General features: G+C 35.5%; 14 protein-coding genes. 12 read left to right on the forward strand and 2 right to left on the reverse strand.

Annotation, left to right across the window (positions count from 1 at the left end; all coding sequences use genetic code 11):
- Positions 1 to 748 precede the first annotated feature (748 nt).
- The 5 genes from SOM12_RS05045 (at position 749) to SOM12_RS05065 (ending at position 17016) form a co-directional block, all read left to right on the forward strand.
- Positions 749 to 11161, forward strand: coding sequence for a gliding motility-associated C-terminal domain-containing protein (locus SOM12_RS05045; protein ID WP_320492629.1), 10413 nt, complete (start codon positions 749 to 751; stop codon positions 11159 to 11161).
- A gap of 47 nt (positions 11162 to 11208) precedes the next feature.
- Positions 11209 to 12141, forward strand: coding sequence for a PorP/SprF family type IX secretion system membrane protein (locus SOM12_RS05050; RefSeq protein ID WP_095927710.1), 933 nt, complete (start codon positions 11209 to 11211; stop codon positions 12139 to 12141).
- An 11-nt stretch (positions 12142 to 12152) separates the two neighbouring features.
- A complete protein-coding gene (locus SOM12_RS05055) occupies positions 12153 to 14090 on the forward strand; it encodes an OmpA family protein (RefSeq protein WP_320492630.1) in 1938 nt (645 codons plus the stop codon).
- Positions 14091 to 14333: 243 nt separating this feature from the next.
- The gene (gene ligA / locus SOM12_RS05060; RefSeq protein WP_320492631.1) at positions 14334 to 16337 is read left to right on the forward strand and encodes an NAD-dependent DNA ligase LigA; all 2004 of its coding nucleotides are present in this window, start codon (positions 14334 to 14336) and stop codon (positions 16335 to 16337) included.
- Complete coding sequence (locus SOM12_RS05065; protein WP_320492632.1) at positions 16327 to 17016, forward strand: hypothetical protein; 690 nt, start codon at positions 16327 to 16329, stop codon at positions 17014 to 17016. Before ligA ends, SOM12_RS05065 begins: the two co-directional genes overlap by 11 nt.
- On the opposite strand, the gene SOM12_RS05070 is transcribed toward SOM12_RS05065, so the two are convergent.
- Both SOM12_RS05070 and SOM12_RS05075 read right to left on the reverse strand, forming a co-directional pair.
- A complete protein-coding gene (locus tag SOM12_RS05070) occupies positions 17006 to 17917 on the reverse strand; it encodes a bifunctional metallophosphatase/5'-nucleotidase (RefSeq protein WP_095927706.1) in 912 nt (303 codons plus the stop codon). The two genes, SOM12_RS05065 and SOM12_RS05070, sit on opposite strands and share 11 nt — an antisense overlap.
- 45 nt (positions 17918 to 17962) lie before the next feature.
- Positions 17963 to 18742, reverse strand: a complete 780-nt coding sequence (locus tag SOM12_RS05075) for a 5'-nucleotidase C-terminal domain-containing protein (RefSeq protein WP_250835674.1) — start codon at positions 18740 to 18742, stop codon at positions 17963 to 17965.
- A gap of 47 nt (positions 18743 to 18789) precedes the next feature.
- On the opposite strand from SOM12_RS05075, the gene SOM12_RS05080 reads away from it, so the two are divergent.
- The 7 genes from SOM12_RS05080 (at position 18790) to recN (ending at position 25346) form a co-directional block, all read left to right on the forward strand.
- Entirely contained in the window at positions 18790 to 19302 is a 513-nt protein-coding gene (locus tag SOM12_RS05080; RefSeq protein ID WP_320492633.1) for a DUF6913 domain-containing protein, read from the forward strand.
- 12 nt (positions 19303 to 19314) lie between these two features.
- A complete protein-coding gene (gene dapA, locus SOM12_RS05085; RefSeq protein ID WP_320492634.1) occupies positions 19315 to 20196 on the forward strand; it encodes a 4-hydroxy-tetrahydrodipicolinate synthase in 882 nt (293 codons plus the stop codon).
- A 141-nt stretch (positions 20197 to 20337) separates the two neighbouring features.
- A complete protein-coding gene (locus SOM12_RS05090; protein WP_095927702.1) occupies positions 20338 to 21132 on the forward strand; it encodes an outer membrane protein assembly factor BamD in 795 nt (264 codons plus the stop codon).
- Between the two features lie 9 nt (positions 21133 to 21141).
- On the forward strand, positions 21142 to 21459 hold the full coding sequence (locus SOM12_RS05095) for a DNA-directed RNA polymerase subunit omega (RefSeq protein WP_008463064.1): 318 nt from the start codon (positions 21142 to 21144) through the stop codon (positions 21457 to 21459).
- Between the two features lie 7 nt (positions 21460 to 21466).
- Positions 21467 to 22681, forward strand: a complete 1215-nt coding sequence (gene coaBC / locus SOM12_RS05100; RefSeq protein WP_320492635.1) for a bifunctional phosphopantothenoylcysteine decarboxylase/phosphopantothenate--cysteine ligase CoaBC — start codon at positions 21467 to 21469, stop codon at positions 22679 to 22681.
- A gap of 69 nt (positions 22682 to 22750) precedes the next feature.
- Positions 22751 to 23635 carry a DUF4835 family protein gene (locus SOM12_RS05105; protein ID WP_320492636.1) on the forward strand — a complete coding sequence of 295 codons (885 nt, stop codon included), beginning with the start codon at positions 22751 to 22753 and terminating at the stop codon, positions 23633 to 23635.
- 58 nt (positions 23636 to 23693) lie between these two features.
- Positions 23694 to 25346, forward strand: a complete 1653-nt coding sequence (recN, locus tag SOM12_RS05110) for a DNA repair protein RecN (protein ID WP_320492637.1) — start codon at positions 23694 to 23696, stop codon at positions 25344 to 25346.
- The last annotated feature ends 1 nt before the right edge of the window (position 25347 follow it).

A 25347-nucleotide genomic window follows, 5' to 3' on the forward strand; every position in this document is an offset into this window, starting at 1 on the left:
TAACAAAAGTTAAACAAAATTTTTCTTTTGGTTTTCAAGACATACTGGTTAGAAAATTATATGCCATGTTGTTAAGATTGAAAATTGAGAAATTATACCACAACCTAATAAGTCTGCGTATGGAATTGACAATTACTTTCTTTATCAAATTTACCTTAATCGTACATTTTGTTTTAGTTTTATTTTTTAACCTATTTCGCTTACTTCGTTTCAACGATAAATTTGATCGTTACCTAATACTTAATTTTTTTTCAAAAGGCTTACATTTTAGTTTGCTGTCTTTTAATTACCCCATTTGGCGGGCTAATGATAAGGGAGAATAATTTTATTGGATATAAATAGATTCGAACTAGTTTTTTACAGCTAGTTAATTTTAGAAAAGACTAATCAACTTTCTGAAAAAATGAATCAACATATATAAAGAACCCCAGTTCTACTTTCAACTAAAATTTTCATTATGAAAATTAGGCCTGCAACAAATCACTCCTCTTGGAAAATTGATTACAATCATTTTTCCTCTAAAAATGCAGAACTTATTTTGTCTCACAGAGATAGAATTTGTTCTACGGTATACTTTGATATACCGAATTCAACATAATTTTTTTATTAAAACAGAATTTAGCAGCTTTTTTTATAGGCTACTATTGTTTGTTTTAACTATTTGATTTTTAACTGATTGTTTAATTGCGTAGGTGCTTGCACTTACTGCAAGAGGTGTTTTATTGTCCATTTTCTAATCTTCCAAATTATGAAAAAAAAAATTACTTTTTGTAGTCTCAATCCTCAAATGAGATTATTAGGACTTTTAACGTTATTCTTTATATGCAGCAATGCATTCTCTCAGACTATTTGTAGACCTGTGTCTCAGACAAATAGTGCAGGAGGAGGGCTTTTGTGTTTAGGAGTAGATGTTAATAGTCCTGCCAATGCTTATGATAGCGCTGGCTTATCCACTTATGCAACCTTAACAAATGGTGTTGCAGTACTTGGATGTTTTGCAGAAGAAACATTGACCTTAAATCAAACGGCTCGAGCCGGTGACCAAGTTGCGATATACTTTGGTACAGGCAACGGATTGCTTGATTTAACCTTGTTATCAAATGCAACAGTTCAAGCTAAAAATTCTGGAGCCAATGTAGGTTCAAGTGTGGCTTTAAATAATCCGCTTTTAAATTTGAATTTGCTAAGCGGCAATACGGTTGCTGTTGCAAAATTCCCTATTACGGGTGACACCAACCAAATTCAAATTCAAGTTGGTGGAGGCCTTTTAAGTCTTTTGGTAAGCTTAAGAGTCTATGATGTTAGGTTAGAATTTGCACAACCAACTGTATCTGGAGGTTTATCCCAGACAGTTTGTGCGGGAGTTCCAACCACTCTTACAGCAACACCTGCAACGGGTACTTCGCTGGCATGGTATAGTTCTGAATTTTCTACAACAGCTTTGGCAGTAGGAAATACGTATACAACTCCTGCTTTAGCAGCAAATACAACATATTATATAGGAATAACTAGAGCGGCAGGCTGCGAAGGAAATGTTCGTGTACCTGTGGTCTTGAATGTTTCTAATCCATTGATTCCGGGAATTAGTAATGTTGGAACAACAGTTTGTTCTACAGGTGCAACTCAGCAAACAACTTTATCGGTTGTAAATGTGGCGCCAGGAACAACTTACAACTGGTACTCTTCGGCAACTGGTGGTCCTGTCTTAGCTAGTGGAACTACTTATTCGCCAACAGTACCATTAGGAACTACTCAATTTTTTGTGGAGGCTGCTATTGGCAGCTGTGTTAGTTCTCGTACGCCAGTTAGTGTTGTTTCTACAGCCGTTCCAATAACACCGACAGTTTTAACACAAAGTGTGACTATTCAATCTGGTCAGAACGCAACGTTAAATGCATCGACTACAGAGGTTGGAGCGCAATTAAACTGGTATGAAACTTCAACTGGAGGAACAGCTGTTGCAACAAATACAGCCACCTTTACAACACCAATTTTAACAGCTACTAAAACGTATTACGTTGAAGCGCAAAGCCCAAACGGAAATTGTGTCAGTGCAACGAGAGTACCGGTTACTGTAACGGTTCAGCCAGCAGCTTTAGGCGGATGTCTTGAAGCCAGCAGTCAGGTAACTTCTCAAGTTGGTGTATGTTTATTGTGTAATGCTACAAATCCGAATTTTTCTGTAGACGGAAATCCTGCAACAGCAACAAGACTTACTCTTCCTGCCAATGTATTAGGATCTATGCAGCAAACATTACAATTTACAAATCCAGGAAAAGCTGGTGATATTGTTGATGTTGACTTAGAATTGCCAGGAGGTTTGGCAGATGTTCAGTTGTTAAGTGCGATTAGTTTAGCAACTTATAATGGTGCGACTTATAATAATGATAGAGTTACGATTAATAATCCTCTTATTACTTTACAGTTATTAAGTGGTACTAGATATAGAGCAAGCGTTACGGCTGGTGCAAATTTTGACCGTGTTGAAGTTCGTTTAGGAGGTGTGCTTGGTCTTTTAACTAATTTGGATATTTACCAAGCGGCCTATAGATATAAAGCTCCAGTTGTTTCTGGAAATACTACAATTTGTAGTGGACAAACAGCAACTTTAAATGCTAATCTTGCTTTAGGCGAAACTATTAGATGGTATGATGCTTTAACTGGCGGAAATTTATTAAGCAGTACAGCTTCGTTTACAACTCCAGCCTTGACAGCTAATGCAACTTATTATGTTGAATTAACTCGTAATGGTTGCATTAATAGTGTAAGAAATCCTTTTACTGTTACAGTCGATAGTCCAGTGGCGCCAACGGCGATTTCTACTGTTCCTGCAAATTTATGTAGTGGAGAAACGACAACAATAACAATTCAATCTCCAGTTTCAGGCACAACGTATAATTGGTATGATGCTGCTACAGGAGGAACTTTGGTATTTACAGGAACTTCTTTTACAACTCCAAATCTAACTGTTCCAACTACTTATTATGTTGAAGCAGTAATTGGAACTTGTTTAAGTTCTCGTACAGCGGTAAATGTAAATGTAAATCCGAGACCAGCGACACCAGTCCCTGTATCTTCTAGCGTTATTATTCAGTCAGGTCAGAATGTACAGCTGTCTGTTGTAAGTAGCCCTGGAGTTTCTTATTTATGGTATGATGCGCCGACAGCAGGAAATCTTTTGCAAGGTTCTGGTAGTAATACTTATATACCTAATCCGGTTTTAACGGCAAATAAAACATTTTATGTTGAAGCTGTAAATACGGCATCAGATTGTAGAAGTACTTCAAGAGCTGCTATTAATGTGATCGTAACCAATACAGTTAGTACTTGTTTGCAACCAAGTACACAAGCCATAACGGTTGACCCTGGTTTATTATGTGTTCTATGTAATGGTGTGAACGGACCTAACGCTGTTGACGGAAATCCAAATACATTTTCTTCTTTGACAATAACTGCGGGAGTACTTAATTCATACATACAACAACAACTAAATTTTCTAACACCTGGTCAGGCGGGGGATATTATTGATGTTGAATTAGAATTACCAGGCGGTCTTGCTGATATTGCATTGCTGGGATCTGTAAGCATTGGAACTTCTTTAGCAGGAGTTGAAAACCCAGGCAGACTTGCAGTAAACAATAGTTTATTGAACTTACAGGTATTATCAGGAAACAAATTCAAAGTTAGTTACCCAACAACTGCTGCATTTGATAGAGTGGATATTAGATTGGGAGCATTGGTTGGTTTATTGACAACTGTAAACATTTATGGAGCTTCTTATAGATTTCCAAATGCCACAATAACTGGAGCAGCGGTACCAATTTGTGCTGGTCAAACAGCTAATTTATCTGCAACTTCAACAGGAGGAGAAACCTTTCAATGGTATGATTCTCCAACTTTAGGAAATGTTGTAAGCGTAGCTCCAACAGCTCCATTAACAACTACAACTACATACTACTTAGAAGCAACACGAGGAGGTTGTGTTAACAGCTTACGCCAAGCGGTTACTGTTAATGTTTTACCAATTCCGACTGCGGCAAATATTTTAATTACAAGTCCAGTTGAAGCTACTTGTTCTGGAGAGGCAGTTTTAACTCCATCTTCTGATATTGCTGGTGTTCAGTTTAAGTATTATAGAGATCAAAATAAAGTAACAGAAATTGTAGATGGAAGTGTAGATGGAAGCATAACATTTGCAAAAGATCCTATTACTGGTGTTCTTTCATTAACTGGTTTAACAACTTTAAATTCTCCTTACAATTTATATATATCTGCAGTTAATGGAGGTACTTGTGAGAATGTGAATGGAGATTTAAAACTAGTAACGGTTAATTTCCCTTCAACAACGCCTTTAACGGTTATCACTACTCCATTAGTAGCCTGTGGTAGCGCCAATTTGGCTAATGCAATCACTAATTTTGATTCAGCAGCTACTTATACTTTTTATGATCCTTTAAATAATGTAATGACCGCCGATGCTGCTGCAAATGTAACAGTAAGTGGTATTTATTCTATACAAGCACAGGGCGCGACAAGCACTTGCCCGTCAGCTAGACAATCTGTGACCGTAACAATTAATGCGGTACCAACTTTAGTGGTGACTAATCCGCAAGAATCTGTAAATGTTGGAGCTGATGTTGCGTTAAATGCTACTTCTACAGGAACTGTAACATGGTTTAATCCACAAGGTGTTGCGCTTGCAGGTCCTCCATTTACAACAGGTTCTTTAAATGTTCCGGGAGTTTACACCTACACGGCTGTTGCAACTTTAGGAACTTGTAGTGTTACTGCAACTAAGGTAATCAATGTGATAGATCTTACTAGCTGTCAAAACTTGACAGAACGAGTTTATGCATCAGGAGAAAGTGAAGGCTTTATACTTACTGGGAGTGTTTCAAACAATGCAAATGCAATTGATGGAAATCCTCAGACATTCTCAACAATTACTACAGGTTTAGGACTTTTAGGAATTGGCACAACATGGCAGAATTTAACTTGGTCAGCTCCTATTACTAAAGGTACTCCTGTTACAGTTAAATTAGGATCTGAATATAGTTTGTTGGCTGTTGGAGAGAACTTATCGGTAGTAGGAACTATTGGAGGTAATCTTATTGGAGCAATGCAGCCTGTGTCGGGATCGCTATTAAAACTAATTTCAGGAGACAATACTTATGAGTTTACTTTTGTTCCTTCAGATGCATCAGGTCCGCAAGATTATGATGGTATTCGTATTGTATCTTCTTCAATTTTAAGTCTTGCTCAAAATACAAAAGTATTTGAAGCTCATTATAATAAACCAGTTACTGCTGTAACTTGTACTCCAGGAGATATTCAGGATATTTTTTATGGCGCTACAGATATAAACCTTCCTATAGGCGCGGCAACTGCTTTAATAGGTGTAAGTGATGCTTGGAATGTTGCTGATAATGACGTAACAACTTTTGCTACAATGTATAGTGGAGTTGGAGTTGCGGCAGCAGCAGATTTAACGGTGCAATTTAAAACACCTTCTGTTCTTAGTGATACTTTAAGAATTGTGGTTTCAAAACCAGGCAGTCTTTTAAGCGTGAATCTGCTTACAGGATTCTCAATTCAGCGTTATTTAGGAAATGTGGCAGTTGGTGCTCCAATTCAAAATACAAGTACATTATTGAGTATAAAATTATTGCCAGGAAATTCTTTGGCAATGGTATTAGTGTCTTCTCCAACAGAAATTTATGATAGAGTTAGAATTCGTTTAGGAGGTGTTGCTGGAGTATTAGATTTCTTAAGAGTTCATACTGTAGAAAGAACAGCTAACACCACCGTTATTGGAGCAGATCCGCAGAATAAAATTACGGTCTGTCCGGGCAGCGAAATTGAACTCCAGATTCCTGAAGTCGCCTGTTCAACCTATCGATGGTATGATGCCGAGACAGGAGGAAACTTGGTGGCTAGCGGACCAACTTTTACATTGCCAGACAACTTAACTGCAGGTATTTACAAGTATTATGTACAACCAGTACGTTACGGTTGTGAAAGTTATGCAAGAGGAGAAGTTACTGTTGAAGTAAAAGCTTCTGCCCCAGTAAATGCTTTAACAGATATTACGTTAAACGGAGGAACAGCAACATCAATTTGTTCTGCTTCTGGAACTGTAATTTTAGCAACAGGTTTAAGCGGAACTCCTGTTTTAACAAATCCTGTATACCATTGGTATAGTTTTAATGGAACAACAAGTCAGTTAATTCCTGGTGAACTAACTGCACAGTTGATAGTAAACGGATTGGCTCCGGGAACTTATACTTATTTCGTTGGAGTGAGTTCAGATGAATTGTGTGAAACTGCAGCAGCAGATAGAAAACAAATCACATTCACAATTTTGCCTCCTTCAATAGGAAGTGATATTTTGGTTGATGATGTAACGGTTTGCCCAGGCTTATCAGCATCATTAACTCCGACTGCACCAGCATTAACTAGCTCAGTATTTACTTGGTATTTAGACGCTGCTAAAACGCAACCAATTACAAATGGCGCTGTAATAGCAGGGGTTACTTATGCAATAGATGGGGCTGGTATTTTAACTGCTACAGGTTTAACAAAAGCAGTAAGTCCGATAACCTATTATGTAGCGGTTTCAAGCACTAATACGTGTGAAAATTTAGCAGGAACATTACAAGATGCAGTAATTATAGTTAGCGATCCAAATACGCCAACAACTACAAACGATACTCAGAATTTCTGTTTATCTTCTGCGTCTACAGTTGCAAATATTCAAGTAAACGAGAGCAATGTTATTTGGTATGATGCAGCGATAGGTGGAAATGTAATTGCCTCAACAACTCCTTTAGTAAGCAGAATTTACTACGGAGCAGCTACAGATGCACTTACAGGCTGTGAAAGTTCAGTGAGATTGGAAGTAACAGTAAATGTAAACGATCCAGGAACACCTACATTAGTAACAGCAGGAGTACAAAATTTCTGTCAGGTAGATCAGCCTACATTTGCCAGCATTCAGACTAATGAAACTAATATTGTCTGGTATACGGCTTTAACAGGTGGAACATTGATTCCATCTACTACAGCTTTAACCACAGGACAGTATTTTGCAGCGATCTCAGATCCAGCAACAGGTTGCGAAAGCGCTTCAAGATTAACAGTCGATGTAATTGTAAGCGATCCAGGAACTCCAACGTTGGTGACAGCAGGAACACAAACTTTCTGTAAAGAAGATCTTCCTACATTTGCCAGCATTCAGACGAATGAAACTAACATTGTGTGGTATACAGCTATAACAGGCGGAACATTAATTCCATCTACTACGGCTCTAACTACAGGACAGTATTTTGCAGCAATCTCAGACCCAACAACAGGTTGTGAAAGCGCTACAAGATTAACAGTTGATGTAATTGTAAATGACCCAGGAACTCCAACATTAGTAACAGCAGGTACGCAAAACTTCTGTTTGGCAAATGCTCCTACGTTTGCAAGCATCCAGACGAATGAAACTAACATTGTTTGGTATACGGCTTTAACAGGCGGAACATTGATTCCAGCTACTACGGCTCTGACAACTGGCCAGTATTTTGCATCAATCTCAGATCCATTAACAGGCTGTGAAAGCGCTTCAAGATTAACAGTTGATGTAATTGTAAACGATCCAGGAACACCGATTTTAGTAACAGCAGGAACACAAAACTTCTGTTTGGCTAATGCGCCGACTTTTGCAAGTGTTCAGTTTAATCAAACAAATATCGTTTGGTATACAGCTTTAACAGGCGGAACATTGATTCCATCTACTACAGCTCTGACAACTGGCCAATATTTTGCGGCGATTAGCGATCCGACAACAGGATGTGAAAGTGCTGCAAGATTAACAGTTGATGTAATTGTAAGCGATCCAGGAACTCCAACGTTGGTAACAGTAGGAACACAAACTTTCTGTAAAGAAGACCTTCCAACATTTGCAAGCGTTCAGTTTAATCAAGCGAATATTGTTTGGTATACGGCTTTAACTGGCGGAACATTGATTCCATCAACAACAGCTTTAACAACAGGCCAGTATTTTGCAGCAATTTCAGATCCTGCAACAGGATGCGAAAGCGCTACAAGATTAACAGTTGATGTGATTGTAAACGATCCGGGGACACCGACATTAGTAACAGCAGGAACACAAAACTTCTGTTTGGCTAATTCTCCGACATTTGCAAGCATTCAGACAAACGAAACTAACATTGTTTGGTACACAGCTTTAACAGGCGGGACAGTAATTGCACCGACAACAGCTTTGACAACAGGACAATATTTTGCGTCAATTTCAGATCCAACAACAGGTTGCGAGAGTGCTACAAGATTAACAGTTGATGTAATTGTAAACGATCCAGGAACACCGACTTTAGTAACAGCAGGAACGCAAAACTTCTGTTTGGCTAATGCTCCGACATTTGCAAGCGTTCAGTTTAATCAAGCAAATATTGTTTGGTATACAGCTTTAACAGGCGGAACATTGATCGCTCCAACAACAGCTTTAACAACAGGCCAATATTTTGCTGCAATTTCAGACCCGACAACAGGCTGTGAAAGTGCTGCGAGATTAACAGTTGATGTGATTGTAAGTGATCCGGGAACTCCGACTTTAGTAACAGCAGGAACACAAACCTTCTGTTTGGCTAATGCTCCAACATTTGCAAGCATCCAAACTAATGAAACTAATATTGTCTGGTACACAGCTTTAATAGGCGGGACAGTAATTGCGTCTACAACAGCTTTAACAACAGGCCAATATTTTGCTGCAATTTCAGACCCAGCAACAGGCTGCGAAAGTGCTGCGAGATTAACAGTTGATGTGATTGTAAATGATCCGGGAACACCAACATTAGTAACAGCAGGCACGCAAAACTTCTGTTTGGTTAATGCTCCGACATTTGCAAGCATCCAAACTAATGAAACTAATATTGTTTGGTACACAGCTTTAACAGGTGGGACAGTAATTGCTCCAACTACAGCTTTAACAACAGGACAGTATTTTGCAGCGATCTTAGATCCAGCAACAGGTTGCGAAAGCGCTTCAAGATTAACAGTTGATGTAATTGTAAACGATCCAGGAACACCGACTTTAGTAACAGCAGGAACACAAAACTTCTGTTTGGTTAATGCACCGACTTTTGCAAGTGTTCAGTTTAATCAAACAAATATTGTTTGGTATACAGCTTTAACAGGCGGAACAATAATTCCATCAGCAACGGCTTTAACGACAGGCCAGTATTTTGCAGCAATTTTAGATCCTGTAACAGGATGCGAAAGCGCTTCAAGATTAACAGTTGATATAAATGTGACTGACCCTGCAACACCAACAACAACTGCTGCTACACAAACTTTCTGCACAGGTACAAATCCTACAGTTGCTAATATTCAAGTGAATGAGAGTAATGTAGTTTGGTACACAACTCAAACAGGAGGAACTGCTTTGGCTGCGACAACTGCGCTAACTACAACAACTTATTTCGGAGCAATTAAAGATCCAGTAACAGGTTGCGAAAGCAGTGTCAGATTGCAAGTGGCTGTAACAGTTGGTAATACATTGAATCCAACGACAAATAGTACAGCACAGACTTTCTGTTCTGCAAATGCTCCAACTATTGCCAATATTCAGGTAAACGAAAGCAATGTAACATGGTTTACAGCAGCGACAGGAGGAACAGTAATTCCAGCAGGAACAGCGCTTACTTCAGGAATTTATTTCGGAAATATAGTTGATCCATCAGGATGTGAAAGTTCAACTCGTCTTCAGGTGACTGTTACCTTAGTTAATCCAAGTCCAACACCTACTACAGCTAACACAACACAAAACTTCTGTACTTTAAATTCGCCAACAGTGGCAAATATTCAAGTAAACGAAGCAAATGTTGTTTGGTATAGCACAGCTACAGGTGGAACAGCAATTGCGCCAACAACAGCTCTTGTAACAGGTACATATTATGGTGCAGTTTCAAGTGCGATTGGATGCGAAAACCCAGCTAGATTAGCTGTTATGGTAAATGTTAATTCGCCAAGCGTAATTACAACACCAAGAACTACACAAACATTCTGTTTATCAGCTTTGCCAACATTGGCTAGTATTTTTGTAAACGAAACAAATGTAGTTTGGTACGCATCTGCAACTGGCGGAATAGCACTAGCAAATACAACTCCGCTTACAGCAACGACTTATTATGCAGGAGCATTGACCAACACATTTAACGGTTGTGATAACGGACCAAGATTAGGAGTTACAATTGCATTCGAAAATGATGCTGCCGTTCAGCTTGCTACTACAGATGATACTCCTTGTGTATTCAAAGGTGTAACGTATTCAATTGCAAATGGTAAATCTAATTATGTATGGACTATTAATGGAGGTACAATTGTTTCAGGCGGTGGTACAAACGATGGTTCTGTAACAGTTTCTTGGTCAGATATTGGTCCAGGAAAAGTAACTGTAGCTTATGTTAATAATTGCGACGAAAGAACAATTAAAACATTAGATGTTACTGTTGCAAGCTGTTCAGATTTAACTATTACGCATACTGTAGATAATCCAACACCGAACTTTGGAGATAAAGTAACGTTTACGATTACAGTAAATAATGTAGGTGAAGGCGATTTCATTAACACACTTGTTAGTGATTTACTTCCTAGTGGTTTACAATTAGTGAGTTCATCTGCTACATCAGGAACATATGATCCAGCAACACAGCTTTGGACAATACCAACGCTAAATGCAGGTCAGAGTGTAGTATTGACAATTGTTGCAGAAGTATTGCCAAATGGTAATTATACAAGTGTAGCAACTGTAGAAACTTCGACTCCTTTAGATGTTGATGCATCAAATAATTCAGCTTCGGTTACAATAGAGCCAATTTGTCTAACTGTTTACAATGAGTTTACTCCAAACAATGATGGTAAAAACGATTTGTTCAGAATTGACTGTATTGAGTCTTATCCAAACAACGAACTGAAAGTATTTAACAGATACGGAGCATTAGTGTATAGTAAAACACGTTATGAAAATGATTGGAACGGTACAGCAAATGTATCCGGTGTAGTTAATAGAGGAGATATGCTGCCAACAGGTACTTATTTTTATGTGATTACCATTGGAGATGGAACGGTTAAAAAAGGCTGGTTATCTATTATGAGATAATCCACTTCTATTAATCATCTAATTAATTAAACTAAATAAGTATCGTTATGAAACTATATATAAAATCATTAGAAACATATTTCATTTTAATATGTTCTTTTATTACGGTTTGCGCTTCGGCACAACAAGATCCCGAATATACCCAGTATATGTATAACACTATGGCGGTAAATCCAGCGTATGCTGGATCTACCGGAACCATAGAAGCAGCACTTTTGTATCGTTCTCAATGGGTCGGAATGCCTGGAGCTCCAGAAACACAATCTTTCTCTATTCATGCTCCTCTTAGAAATGAAAAATTGGGAGTAGGTCTAAGTATTGTAAATGATAAAATCGGACCTTCAAATGAGCTATATCTTGATGGGAACTTCTCTTATTCATTACCTCTCGGATATGAAAAAAGATTAGCTTTTGGTATAAAAGCCGGTACGAGAATGTTAAACATCGATTGGTCTAAAGGAAGATACTACGATGATGATGATGTTTTGTTAAATCAGAACATTAACAATCAGATGAAACTAGCTGTAGGAGCGGGTATTTACTACTATACAGAAAAATGGTATGTAGGATTCTCTATTCCAAGTTTTATTCAGAATGATTACTATGACGATGTAAAAGAATCTATAGACTATGATCGTTTGCACTACTATTTAATGGGGGGATATGTTTTTGATTTGAATCCAAATTTGAAATTTAAACCAGCATTTTTAGTAAAAGCAGTAAGTGGAGCACCGCTTACCGCAGATATATCAGCAAATTTCATGATTCAAGAAAAGTTTGTTATAGGAGGAGCGTATCGAACAGATGATTCGATAAGCATACTGGCAGGTTTTCAAATATCACCAAGTTTCTATCTTGGATATGCTTTTGATTATACTGTAAGCCAATTGAATAAATACAATGATGGCTCACACGAGATCATCTTGCGTTATCAATTTGTGAAAAACCAAAGCAAAATTAAATCTCCTCGATTCTTCTAAAACCAAAACTTATGAGAAAACTATATATCCTATGTTTAATTTTGAGCGTTACGTTTAGTTTCGCTCAAAAAACTAACTTAAAGAAAGCTGATGCTTTGTTTAAAAACTTCTCTTATTTGGATGCTTCCAAAGCTTACGAAGAATGTTTGCAAAACATAAAAGATCCGTCAGCACAGACTTTGAAGAACGCGGCAGATTCCTACTATTTTATTTCAGATTCTAGAAATGCTCTAAAATGGTATAGAAAATTGTATGAAGTGCAAGGAAATAATCTGACTGATATTTACTACCTGCGTTATATTCAATCTATGAAAGCAGTTATGGATTATGATGAGGCAGATAAAATCACAAAAGAATATCTAGATAAAAAAGGTGATAAAGCAGAGATTAATAAATATGTTGCCCAGAAAAAATATATGGACAGCGTTGCAAAAGCAAAACCGCTTTACACTATTAAAAATTTGGATATCAATACCAGCAAATCAGATTTTGGAGCCACATTTTTTAAAGATAATGTAGTATTTACGTCAGCTCGTGATACAACAAAGTTTAGTGAAAAATTGTATACCTGGAACAATCAGCCTTTTCTTAATTTGTACATTGCAGAAAGAAATCCGGCAGACGGAAGTTTATTCAACGAGACGGTTTTTCTTCCAAACGTAATGACCAAATATCATGAAGCTACGGCAAGTTTTGATAGTAAAGGAAGTACTATTTATTATTCGACCAATATTGTAAAGAAAAATAAATTGGTTGTTGATGAGGCCAGAGTAAACAATTTCCAGATTGTCAAAGGATCAATTGTCAATAATAAATTAGAAAATCCTCAGAAAGTATTTTTTGATAGCGACGATTATTCTGTTGGACATCCATCATTAAGCGAAGACGGACAATTGCTTTTCTTTGCTTCAGACATGCCTGGAGGTCAAGGCGAAACAGATTTGTACATGGTGAAAATTGCGGCCGACGGAACCATGAGTTCTCCTAAAAATCTAGGGCCAAATATTAATACGATTGGCAACGAAGTGTTTCCATTTTACCAAAACGGAGTTTTATATTTTTCGTCTGATGGACATTATGGCTGGGGTGATTTAGATGTCTATGAAAGTAAACTTTTACCCGATGGAACATTTTCTATCCCAAGAAATCTTGGAGCTCCTATCAATAGTAACAAAGATGATTTTTCTTTTATAATTGATAGAACAGATGCTTATGGCTATTTTTCTTCCAACAGAGCAGGAGGAAAGGGCGATGATGATATTTACTCTTTTGTAAAAGGAAAACCAGTTTGCAACCAAAGTATTTCTGGAATGGCTATCGATCATAAAACAAAAAAGCCTTTAACAGATGTTACGATAATGGCGTATAACTCTTTTAGTGAAGTTCTGGGCGAAACCAAAACAAACTTTGACGGAAAATATGCTATTGAAGTTCCTTGCAACAAAGTGGTAAAAATGATTGCCGCAAAACAAAATTACAGTAGTGATGATAAAACAGTAGAAACAACTGGTGAAAATGGTGGCGAAATAAAAGATGTAAATTTTGAATTGAGCAATTATGATGACTTAGTTGTTAAAAAACAAGGAGTTGAAAAAGTGGATGTAAATCCAATTTACTTCGATTATGACAAGTATGACATTACACCAAAAGCTGTAGAAGAATTGTCTAAAGTGGTCTTCATCATGCAGAAGTTTCCAAACATCAGAATCAAAATTGAATCGCATACCGATTCACGCGGAAAGGATTCGTACAACTTGAAACTTTCAGATAATAGAGCAAAATCAACTCGAGATTATATCCTTTCTCAAGGCATAGATGCTTCTAGAATTGAAAGTGCAATTGGTTACGGAGAAACCCGATTAATCAACAGATGTAAAAATGGTGTAAAATGTTCTGAAGAGGAGCATGTGCTAAATAGACGTTCAGATTTTATCATTATTCAAAAATAGTTCTATATTTGTACTGTAAAGTATTGATTTTCAGTTAAAAATATAAAACGTCGAAACCATTTGGAAGTTGGTTTTTTTAATTCTTTTTTAAGAATAATGGACAAGGAGGAAATCAGACTGCATGGATTTGCAGTCTGATTTTTGATTTTTTAAAACTTTTATTTTTTCTGCATTGGAACAAAAATAAATTCTAATTTTGATATTCAGTTTTACATTATTATAATCTGCAATATTTTACTATTTATGAGCATTCAAGAGACCATTCAAGCATTACGAAATGAACTTAATCAACACAACTATAATTACTATGTGTTAGACAATGCTACAATTTCAGATTATGATTTTGATATTAAGCTAAAAGAGCTTCAGGATTTAGAAAATAAACACCCAGAGTTTTTTGACGAAAATTCGCCAACTCAGCGAGTAGGAGGAACAGTAACCAAAAATTTCAAAACCATACCGCATCAATACAGAATGTATTCTTTGGATAATTCTTATTCTAAAGAAGATCTTTTAGATTGGGAAAACCGCATTCAGAAAGTTTTAGGAAACGTAAACTTGCAATATACCTGCGAATTAAAATACGATGGAGCCTCAATAAGTATTACGTACGAAAACGGAAAATTAGTTCAGGCCTTAACGCGTGGAGATGGTTTTCAAGGAGATGAGGTAACGAGCAACATAAAAACCATAAAATCAGTTCCGTTGCATTTAAAAGGAAATTATCCTGATAAGTTTGACATTCGTGGAGAAATTATTCTTCCGTTTGCTGGTTTTGAAAAAATGAATCAAGAATTAATAGAAATTGGCGAAACTCCATATTCAAACCCAAGAAATACCGCTTCGGGAAGTTTAAAATTACAAGACAGTGCTGAGGTAGCCAAACGCCCGCTAGAATGCTTGCTTTATTTTGTAACAGGAAACAATCTGCCTTTTAAAACACAATATGAAGGACTAGAATTAGCCAGAAGCTGGGGCTTTAAAGTTCCAAAAGAAGCAAAACTAGTTAATAGTATGCAAGAAGTTTTTGACTTCATTGATTATTGGGATGTTCACCGTCATAATTTGCCTTATGAAACAGATGGAGTTGTTGTAAAAGTCAACAGCATTCAGCATCAGGAAGAATTGGGGTATACAGCAAAATCGCCACGTTGGGCAATTGCTTACAAATTTAAATCAGAACAAGTTTCAACTAAATTAAAATCAATTTCGTATCAAGTTGGAAGAACTGGAGCTATTACACCAGTTGCTAATTTAGAACCTGTTCAGCTAGCTGGAACTATTGTAAAAAGAGCTTCTCTTCATAACGCCGATCAAATTGAAAAATTAGATATTAGAATAAATGATACTGTTTTTGTTGAAAAAGGAGGAGAAATTATCCCGAAAATCATTGCAGTAGATTTAGAGAAACGACCGGAAGATTCAGAAAAAACGCATTATATTACGCATTGCCCTGAATGTGAGACAGAATTGGTGAGAAATGAAGGAGAAGCAAATCATTATTGTCCTAATTTTTACGGATGTCCTCCGCAGATTATTGGAAGAATTCAGCATTACATTTCTAGAAAAGCAATGGATATTGAAGGACTTGGAGGAGAAACAGTGGCGCTGCTTTTCAAAAATAACCTAGTGCACAATTATGCCGATCTGTATGAATTGAAAGTTGAAGACATTCTGCATTTGGAAAGAATGGCTCAAAAATCTGCTGAAAATCTGGTTAACGGAGTTCAGAAATCAAAAGAAATTCCGTTCGAAAGCGTATTGTTTGCACTTGGAATTCGTTTTGTTGGAGAAACAGTTGCCAAAAAACTAGCCAAACATTACAAAAACATAGATGCTTTAGCACAGGCTTCTTTAATGGATTTAATTTTGGTTGATGAAATTGGAGAAAGAATTGCTAAAAGTGTTATCGAATTCTTCGAAAATGAAGAAAATAGAAAAATTATTGAACGATTAAAAAGTTATGGAATTCAATTTGAAATTGAAGAAAAAATAAACCCAAATGCTACTGATAAATTTGTTGGAAAAACTTTTGTGGTTTCTGGCGTCTTTAGTCAATTTTCTAGAGATGAATTAAAGAAGGCTATCGAAGATAACGGAGGAAAAGTAGGAAGCTCAATTTCTGCAAAAACAGATTTTGTAGTCGCGGGAGATAATATGGGACCAGCAAAACTAGAGAAAGCAACAAAGTTGAACATCACTATATTATCAGAAGAAGACTTTATAAACAAATTGAATGAAGCCTAATAAACCATCATTAATTTTGTTCTTTTTCGGCTTGTTTTGTACCATCATTTTTGATTGGAGAGAACAAGATGTTTTTGCGACATATGCAAAAGCCATTGTTCTCCCTGCTATTTTTATTTATTATTTAATTAGCAGTGAGTTTCAAATGGGGAAAACAGAAGGATTGATTTTTTTATTCTGTTTTGTTGGACAAGTTTATGATTTAATGGATGTTGAGAGCTCTGAATTAGGAGGAGTACTCAGTTTTCTAGTTGTTTATAGTTTAATCGTCACTATATTTATTCGACAGCACGAAAGAATCAGATTAACCAAACGCGATATTCTGCCAATTTCTATTGTAGTTGTTTTTATCGTCTATTTGTTAATCTCTGTTTTGAGCCTGCAGCTCGACAGTATGAGAAAATTTATTGTAATATACACCGTGTACGGAATAGTTCTGAGTATATTGAGCTATTTCTGTTTTGTAAGTTACATCACAAAAGGAACACATATAGCGCTACTGATGTCGCTCATGGCTATAAGTTACATTTTCTCAGATATTTTTTATATTTTTAATGAATATTTCTCGTATTCTATTGTTTTAGTTTTAATACGAGATACAACTCAAATTCTAGCTTATTTCTTTATGGTAGAATACTTTTTAGAAAAAGCTAGAATTCAAAAAAAGACTATACAATAATAGTTGCACTTTGGTTTGTATGCGCTTTGTTTTTATCAAAATAGAAATCGATACGGCCTAAATTAATTCCGTAACACCCAACTTGATTAACAAGAACCTCTTTTCCAGCCTTATTCTTTACAATTGTAGGTTTGTCTAAGAAAGTATGCGTATGTCCTCCAATAATTAAATCAATGTCTTGCGTTTGTTCTGCAAATGTCAAATCACTAATTTTTGTTGCATCATCTTTGTATTTATAACCCAAATGCGAAAGACAAATTACCAAATCGCATTTTTGTTCTTGCTTTAAAAGTTTTGTCATATCCTGAGCAACTTCAACTGGATTATTGTAAACCGTTTCAAGGTATAGTTTTTTGTCTACTAAACCTTGCAATTCAATTCCGACACCAAAAACACCAACCTTAATTCCATTTTTATTAAAGATTTTGTACGGTTTCACATGTCCGTCCATAACCGTATTTTTAAAATCGTAGTTAGAGTTGATAAAGTCAAAAGTTGCGTGCGGAAGCTGAGCATATAATCCGTCAAGACCATTATCAAAATCGTGATTTCCAATTGTAGAAGCATCATATTTCATCATACTCATCAATTTGAATTCTAATTCACCTCCGTAATAATTGAAATATGGCGTTCCTTGAAAAATATCACCAGCATCCAATAAAAGCACATTAGGGTTTTCTTTACGAATAGTTTCAATCAACGTTGCACGACGAGAAACACCACCTTTGTTAGGATTACGCGGATCATCAGCAGGAAAAGGGTCAATGTGGCTATGCACATCATTAGTATGTAGAATGGTTAAATGCTTAATCTCGTTACTTTCAAAACTGCTCAAAGACAATCCTAAACTTAGTAGGGCAGTACTCGCTGCTGTTTTTTCGATAAACTCTCTTCTTTTCATTTTATATATTTTTTGCAGAAATGCTTTGCTTGTTTTTTATAATTTTTATTCCTCTGTGATTCTGATATTTTTTGGAGCAACAACAGTGTCAACTTCTTTAAAATAATCAATCAATACATCTCTAAGCTTGTAGTTTAAGTCAAACTTTTGAGTGCTTTTTGCAAAGAAAGTCATGCTGTCTCCGCCATTTGCCAAGTAATCGTTTGTAGCAACATAGTACGTTTTGTTTAAATCAAGCGGTTTGCCTTGCACCATGATGTTTTTTGCCTTATTGTCTTTTGTAATTGTAAAAGTCATTCCAGACAATGGCTGAGGTTTTTTCTCCTTAATAATATAAGCAGCAATTTCTGAGATTTGCTCACCTTTTAAAGCGAGAACAACCAAGCTGTTTTCGAAAGGCATAATTTCAAAAGCCGATCTTGTCGTAACATTTCCTTTTGGAAGAATAGCACGAATACCGCCATGATTTAAAAGACATAAATCGATATCTTTCTTTTCGCGAGCGTTAAAAACAATGTTTCCTCTTAGTACACAAACATCTGCCATCAAGCTTCCAATGCCAGTTTGCCATTTTCCAGTGCTTTTGTCAAGAGTTTCTGGGCAATAAGCCAATACATTATCCAAATCTTTATTGATGTGATCGCGATAAGGCTTAATAAAGTTTTCAATTTCAGGAGTTTCTGCAGCTTTTTCAGTAACTGGGAGTTGTTTTCCTTCAATTTTAGTTAAATTGTAGTTATTCTTACTACAGGAAGAGATTAAAAAAAGTGTTAAGAATATAACAAAAAGTTTTAAAAATCCGTTATACTTTTTTAGTTTTACCATTTTAAATGCAACTTAAATAATTAATTTTGTAATCTAGTAAAAGTACTATGTTTTTGAATTATATAAAGGAATTTTTTGTAAAAAAATCATTAAATAATAATTTAAATAAAGAAAAAAGCGAAGTATTTACTAAAAACGTCCAATCGATTGGTTTATTGATAGATGAGAGCGATTTTGAATATTCGAAAGCACTAATAAAGGAGTTAACGCTACACGGAATTGCTTTAGAAAACATAAAAGTTCTGGCGTACAAAGGAAAATTTAAGGAAAAAGAAGCCTATCCTCGCCCAACTTTTGGTAAAAAACACATCAGTTGGAACGGAGAAATTACAGAAGGTTTCTTGAATGATTTTGTGAATTCAGAATTTGATCTTTTGTTGAGTTATTATAATGTCGAGAATAGTATTTTGATGTTAATCACGAGTAAGTCAAAAGCTAAATTTAAAGTCGGATTTTCTGCTGTAGACCAGAGGCTAAATCGTTGGATGATTAGTACAGAATTAGGAAGCTATAAACTATTCGTTTCAGAGTTGTTTAGGTATTTAAAAAATATAAAATAAATTAATAATAATATGCAATCATTGATAGGAACTGGTGTTGCGCTTGTGACGCCATTTAAAAAAGATTTTTCAGTTGACATTGAGGCTTTACAGCGAGTTGTAAACTTCTCTATAGATGGCGGAGTGGAGTATCTTGTTGTGATGGGAACAACAGCAGAAAATGCAACCCTTACAGCAGATGAGAAAGAGTTGGTTATAAAGACTGTAATCGATGTGAATAAGGGAAGATTGCCTCTAGTTTTAGGAGTTGGAGGAAATAATACTATGCAGATTGTTGAGGAGTTAAAAACAAGAGATTTTTCTGCTTTTGAAGCGATACTATCGGTTTCTCCATATTATAATAAACCAACTCAGGAAGGAATTTATCAGCATTTTAAAGCAATTGCTGAAGCTTCTCCAATTCCGGTAATCCTATATAATGTTCCGGGAAGAACGGCAAGTAACATGCTTCCTTCGACAGTTGTGCGTTTGGCTAACGATTTTAAAAATGTTGTAGCTATTAAAGAAGCGGCTGGAGATATGGCTCAAGCAATGCAGATTATTAAAAATGCTCCAAAAGATTTCTTAGTGATTTCTGGAGACGATATGTTGGCTTTGCCGATCGTTTTGGCGGGAGGAGCAGGTGTTATTTCTGTAATTGGACAAGGTTTTCCTAAAGAATTTTCAGAAATGATCCGTTTAGGACTAAATAAAAAAGCGGCTGACGCTTACAAAACACATTACTTTTTGTCAGACAGTATTGATATGATTTTTGAGCAGGGAAATCCAGCTGGAATCAAACAAATCTTCCAAGCCCTTGGAATTGCTGAGAATACTGTTCGTCTACCATTAGTTTCTGTTGATGAATCTCTAGCAACAAGACTAAATGACTTTGTGAAAAACAGCATTAAATAATTGTTAAAGTGTTAGTATTTTAAGATACTAAAAAATTATTTTGCAGTAGCTAAATTAATAACTAAATTTGCCACCGAAACTTCGGTGCGATTTCACTTTGGCATAATTAATTGTCTGAGAGATTGTAATAACAGTAAGAAAATGAAAAAAATAGTATCGCTATTAATTGTTGTAACTCTTTTTTATTCTTGTGGAGAATATCAAAAAGCGTTGAAAAATGATGATGTTGCAGCAAAATTTGAAGTGGCAACAAAAATGTATGATGCTGGTAAATACACAAAGGCGATTCGTCTTTTTGAGCAACTAGCCACTTCATACAGAGGAAAACCACAAGCAGAAAAACTGTTTTACATGTTTTCGCAATCATATTATAAAACAAAACAATATTATTTAGCTGGTTATCAGTTTGAAGCTTTTGTTTCGGGGTATCCAAGAAGTGAAAAAGTGCAGGAAGCTGCGTTTTTAGGAGCTTATAGTTATTCTAAGTTGTCGCCAGTTTATAGTTTAGATCAAGCAGATACGGTAAAGGCATTAGAGAAATTACAGACTTTTATTGAAAATTATCCAAATTCTGAATATATTCCTCAGGCAAATGAGACGGTACAGAAGCTAAATGGTAAATTGGAGAAAAAAGCTTACGAGAATGCTAAAGGATATAATACAATATCAGATTACAAATCGGCTTTAATAGCTTTTGATAACTTTATTGCTGATTTTCCTGGAACACCATTTAAAGAAGATGCGCTTTTCTATAAATACGATTCTGCATATAAATTGGCAATTAACAGTGTTCCTTCAAAAATGGAAGATCGTTTACATGTTGCACAAACATGTTATGCTAACTTATTGAAGTTTAAAAGCGATACGAAATATAAAAAAGAGGCAGAAGAAATGAATGCCAGAGTTGAAACAGATTTACAAAAATTTACTAAATAAAATAAAGTCATGGATTTAAAAAAGACGAATGCTCCTGTAAACACAATAACTTACAATAAAACAGTTATTGAAGAGCCAACAGGAAATGTGTATGAGGCAATTACCATTATGGCTAAAAGAGCAAATCAAATTAATTCAGAGATTAAAAAAGAATTGACTGAAAAATTAGAAGAGTTTGCTACTTACAATGATAGTCTAGAAGAAGTTTTTGAAAATAAAGAACAAATTGAAGTTTCTAAATTTTATGAAAAATTACCAAAACCACACGCTTTAGCTGTTCAAGAATGGCTAGACGGTAAAACTTACCACAGAAGTTCAAACAAATAATAGTACAATGTCAGTTTTAAACGGGAAAAAGATTTTACTGGGTGTTTCTGGTGGAATCGCAGCGTATAAAACAGCCACTTTAGTACGACTTTTTATAAAAGCAGGTGCACATGTCCAAGTGATCATGACACCTGCTTCTAAGGATTTTGTAACCCCACTTACATTATCTACATTATCAAAAAATCCAGTACATTCCAATTTCTTTAATCAGGATGATGAAGATGCGGTATGGAATAATCACGTAGAATTGGCTCTTTGGGCAGATTTGATGTTGATTGCGCCTGCTACTGCAAATACTTTGTCTAAAATGGCGACAGGAAATTGTGATAACCTTTTAATTGCGACCTACTTATCGGCAAAATGTCCAGTTTATTTTGCACCAGCAATGGACTTGGATATGTACAAGCACCCTTCGACTTTATCGAGCTTTGCAGCATTAAAACAGTACGGAAATAGTATGATTCCTGCTGAAAGTGGAGAATTGGCAAGTGGTTTGTCAGGCGAGGGCCGAATGGCTGAACCTGAGAACATTGTAGCTTTTCTAGAAGCTGATTTAGAAAGTAAATTGCCTTTAAAAGGAAAAAAAATACTAGTTACAGCAGGACCGACATACGAAGCGATAGACCCTGTACGTTTTATAGGGAATCATTCGTCAGGAAAAATGGGATTTGATATTGCTAATGAAGCGGCAAACTTAGGAGCAGAAGTGTTCTTGATTGCGGGACCAACTCATTTAAAAGCAAAAAATAGTCTGATAAAAGTGGTAGATGTTGTTTCGGCTCAAGAAATGTACGATGCTTGTCATTTGTATTTTAATGAAGTTGATGCGGCAATCGCTGCTGCTGCTGTTGCAGATTACAGACCTAAATTTGTTGCAGATCAAAAGATTAAAAAGAATACTGTAGAATTTTCGATAGATTTAGAGAAAACAAAAGATATCTTGTCTTCTTTAGGTGCTATCAAAAAAAATCAGTTTTTAATCGGGTTTGCATTAGAGACTGAAAATGAAATTGAAAATGCTAAGCTGAAAATTCAGAAAAAAAACTTAGATTTGATTGTTTTAAATTCCTTACAAGATAAAGGTGCCGGTTTTAAAAAAGAGACCAATAAAGTTACTTTTATTGATAAAAATTTTGAAATCGAACCTATGGAATTAAAATCAAAAGAATCTGTTGCGGCTGATATTTTGAATAAAGTTATTCTGCATTTTTCAAAATCATAAATTTAGAATATACGCCGAAAGCATAACTTGGAAACAACTTATGTTATAAAATTAAATATCTAGACGATTATGAAGAAGATAGTTACGCTATTAGTATTTTTAAGCTTTGGTTTTGTACAAGCTCAGCAGTTAAATTGTACAGTGACTATTAATACAGAACGATTAACAAACCCAAATAATCAGGTTTTTAAAACGCTTCAGACTTCTTTGGCTGAGTTTGTGAATAAAACAGACTGGACAGGTTCTGTTTTAAAACAAAATGAGAGAATAAACTGTTCAATGTATATTACTTTATCATCTAACAGTTCAGATCAATTCACGGGAACCATTCAAGTTCAGTCTTCGAGATTGATTTTTAATTCAACCTATTCTTCTCCAGTTTTAAATTACAACGATAAAGATTTTAATTTTAGATATACAGAGTATGAACCATTGTTGTTTAACCCAAGTACTTACGAGTCAAACTTGGTTTCTGTAATATCTTTCTACTGTTATGTGATTTTAGGAATGGATGCTGATACCTTTCAGATGGGAGCAGGAAATCCATATCTTCAAACCGCGCAAAATATTGCCAATGTTGCACAACAAGGAGGTTTTAAAGGATGGAACCAATCTGACGGACTTCAAAATCGATACTATTTAATTAATGATATGATTGCTCCAACCTATAGCGATTTGCGTCAGACTACTTATGCATATCATACAGGATTGGATGCAATGACATTGGATACAAAAGCTGCTAAGGAAAAAATCAAAAATGCATTAATGCTTATTGGTAAATTAAACTCTGTTAAACCAAATGCTTTTATAACCCGAGTTTTCTTTGATGCAAAATCAGATGAAATTGTTTCTATTTTTTCTGGAGGCCCAAGTATCACAATTACAGATTTAACCGATGTCTTAAATAGAGTTTCGCCGTTAAATTCTACAAAATGGTCACAGATTAAATACTAATCTCGTTTTTCATTTTTATCTTCGCTACTTTTTAACCTTATATTTTACAAATCGACCTATGATTACATCACTGTCAATTAAAAATTATGCTCTTATCGAAAAACTAGCTATAGATTTTTCTAAAGGTTTTTCTATAATTACAGGTGAGACAGGTGCGGGAAAGTCAATTATTTTAGGGGCTATTGGTCTTGTTTTGGGTAAAAGAGCAGATCTGACTTCATTAAAAAATAAAGAAGAAAAATGTGTTATTGAGGCACAATTTGAAATTGGAAAATATAATTTAAAGGAGTTTTTTGAAGCTAATGATTTGGATTATGAAGATGAAACGATCATTAGGAGGGAAATTTTACCTTCTGGAAAATCTCGTGCATTTATAAATGATAGTCCGGTAAATCTTCAAGAATTGCAAGATTTGAGTTTGTATTTGATTGATATTCATTCACAGCAGCAAACTCAAGAATTGTCAGATGAAAATGTTCAGTTTAAAATTATTGATGCCATTGCAAACAATAATGACATAATTGCTGAGTATCAGAAGTTGCTTAAATCTTATAAGTCAGATAAATCGAAGTTAAATGCTTTGCTTAAAAAACAAAGTGATGCTGGGAAAGAGCAGGAATATCATACATTTTTATTGAATGAACTGGTTGCGGCTCAATTGAAATCTGGAGAGCAGGAAGAGTTAGAAGCAGACTACGAAAAACTGAATAACGTCGAAATAATTAAAGAATCTCTAGATAAATCTTTGACAATTGCCAATGAAGAGCAATTTGGTGTTTTTCATAGTTTAAATGAAATGAAAAATGCCTTGCAAAAAGTGGCTCCTTTCTCTGTAGAATACCAAAATTTGTTTGAAAGAATAACAAGTTTGACTATAGAGTTTGATGATGTTTCTAAAGAATTGGAAAATTGCTCAGAAAAATTATTAAACGATCCTGCACAATTAGAATTGATCAACCAAAAATTGCAGTCGATTTATAATTTACAGAAAAAACATCAGGCAAATACTGTAGACGAATTATTGCAAATTCAGTCCGATTTAGGAAATTCTTTGCTTGAACTTGATAATATGGATGAAGAAATAGCTTCACTGACTAAAATTATCGAGGAAAAAGCAACAGAGCTTGATATTTACGCATCAAAAATACATCAAAATAGATTAGATGCAATTCCAACGCTATCAGCGCAATTGGTTTCAATCCTTGAGACTTTAGGAATGCCTAATGCACGTTTTAATATGGAATTACAGCCTTCTGAAACGTATTTTCAAAACGGAAAAGACGAATTGCAATTCTTGTTCTCAGCAAATAAAGGAACCGATTTTGGCTTGCTTAAAAAAGTAGCATCAGGTGGAGAGATGTCTCGTATTATGTTGGCTGTGAAAGCGATTTTAGCGAAATATTCAAAACTTCCAACTTTAATTTTTGATGAAATCGATACAGGAGTTTCTGGAGAAATTGCGATCAGAATGGGAGAAATCATGAAAGAAATGAGTGCCACAATGCAGATATTTGCCATTACGCATTTACCTCAAATTGCGGCAAAAGGAGATTCTCATTTTAAAGTTTCTAAGTCTACAGTTGGCGACGACACACAATCGGAATTGAAACTTTTATCGCAAGAAGACCGAATTATAGAAATAGCTCAAATGTTATCAGGAGCAAACATCTCTGACTCAGCATTAAATCACGCAAAAGAATTATTGAATTAAA

The organism is Flavobacterium sp. CFBP9031, assembly GCF_034044945.1.
In the GTDB taxonomy this organism is placed as follows: domain Bacteria; phylum Bacteroidota; class Bacteroidia; order Flavobacteriales; family Flavobacteriaceae; genus Flavobacterium.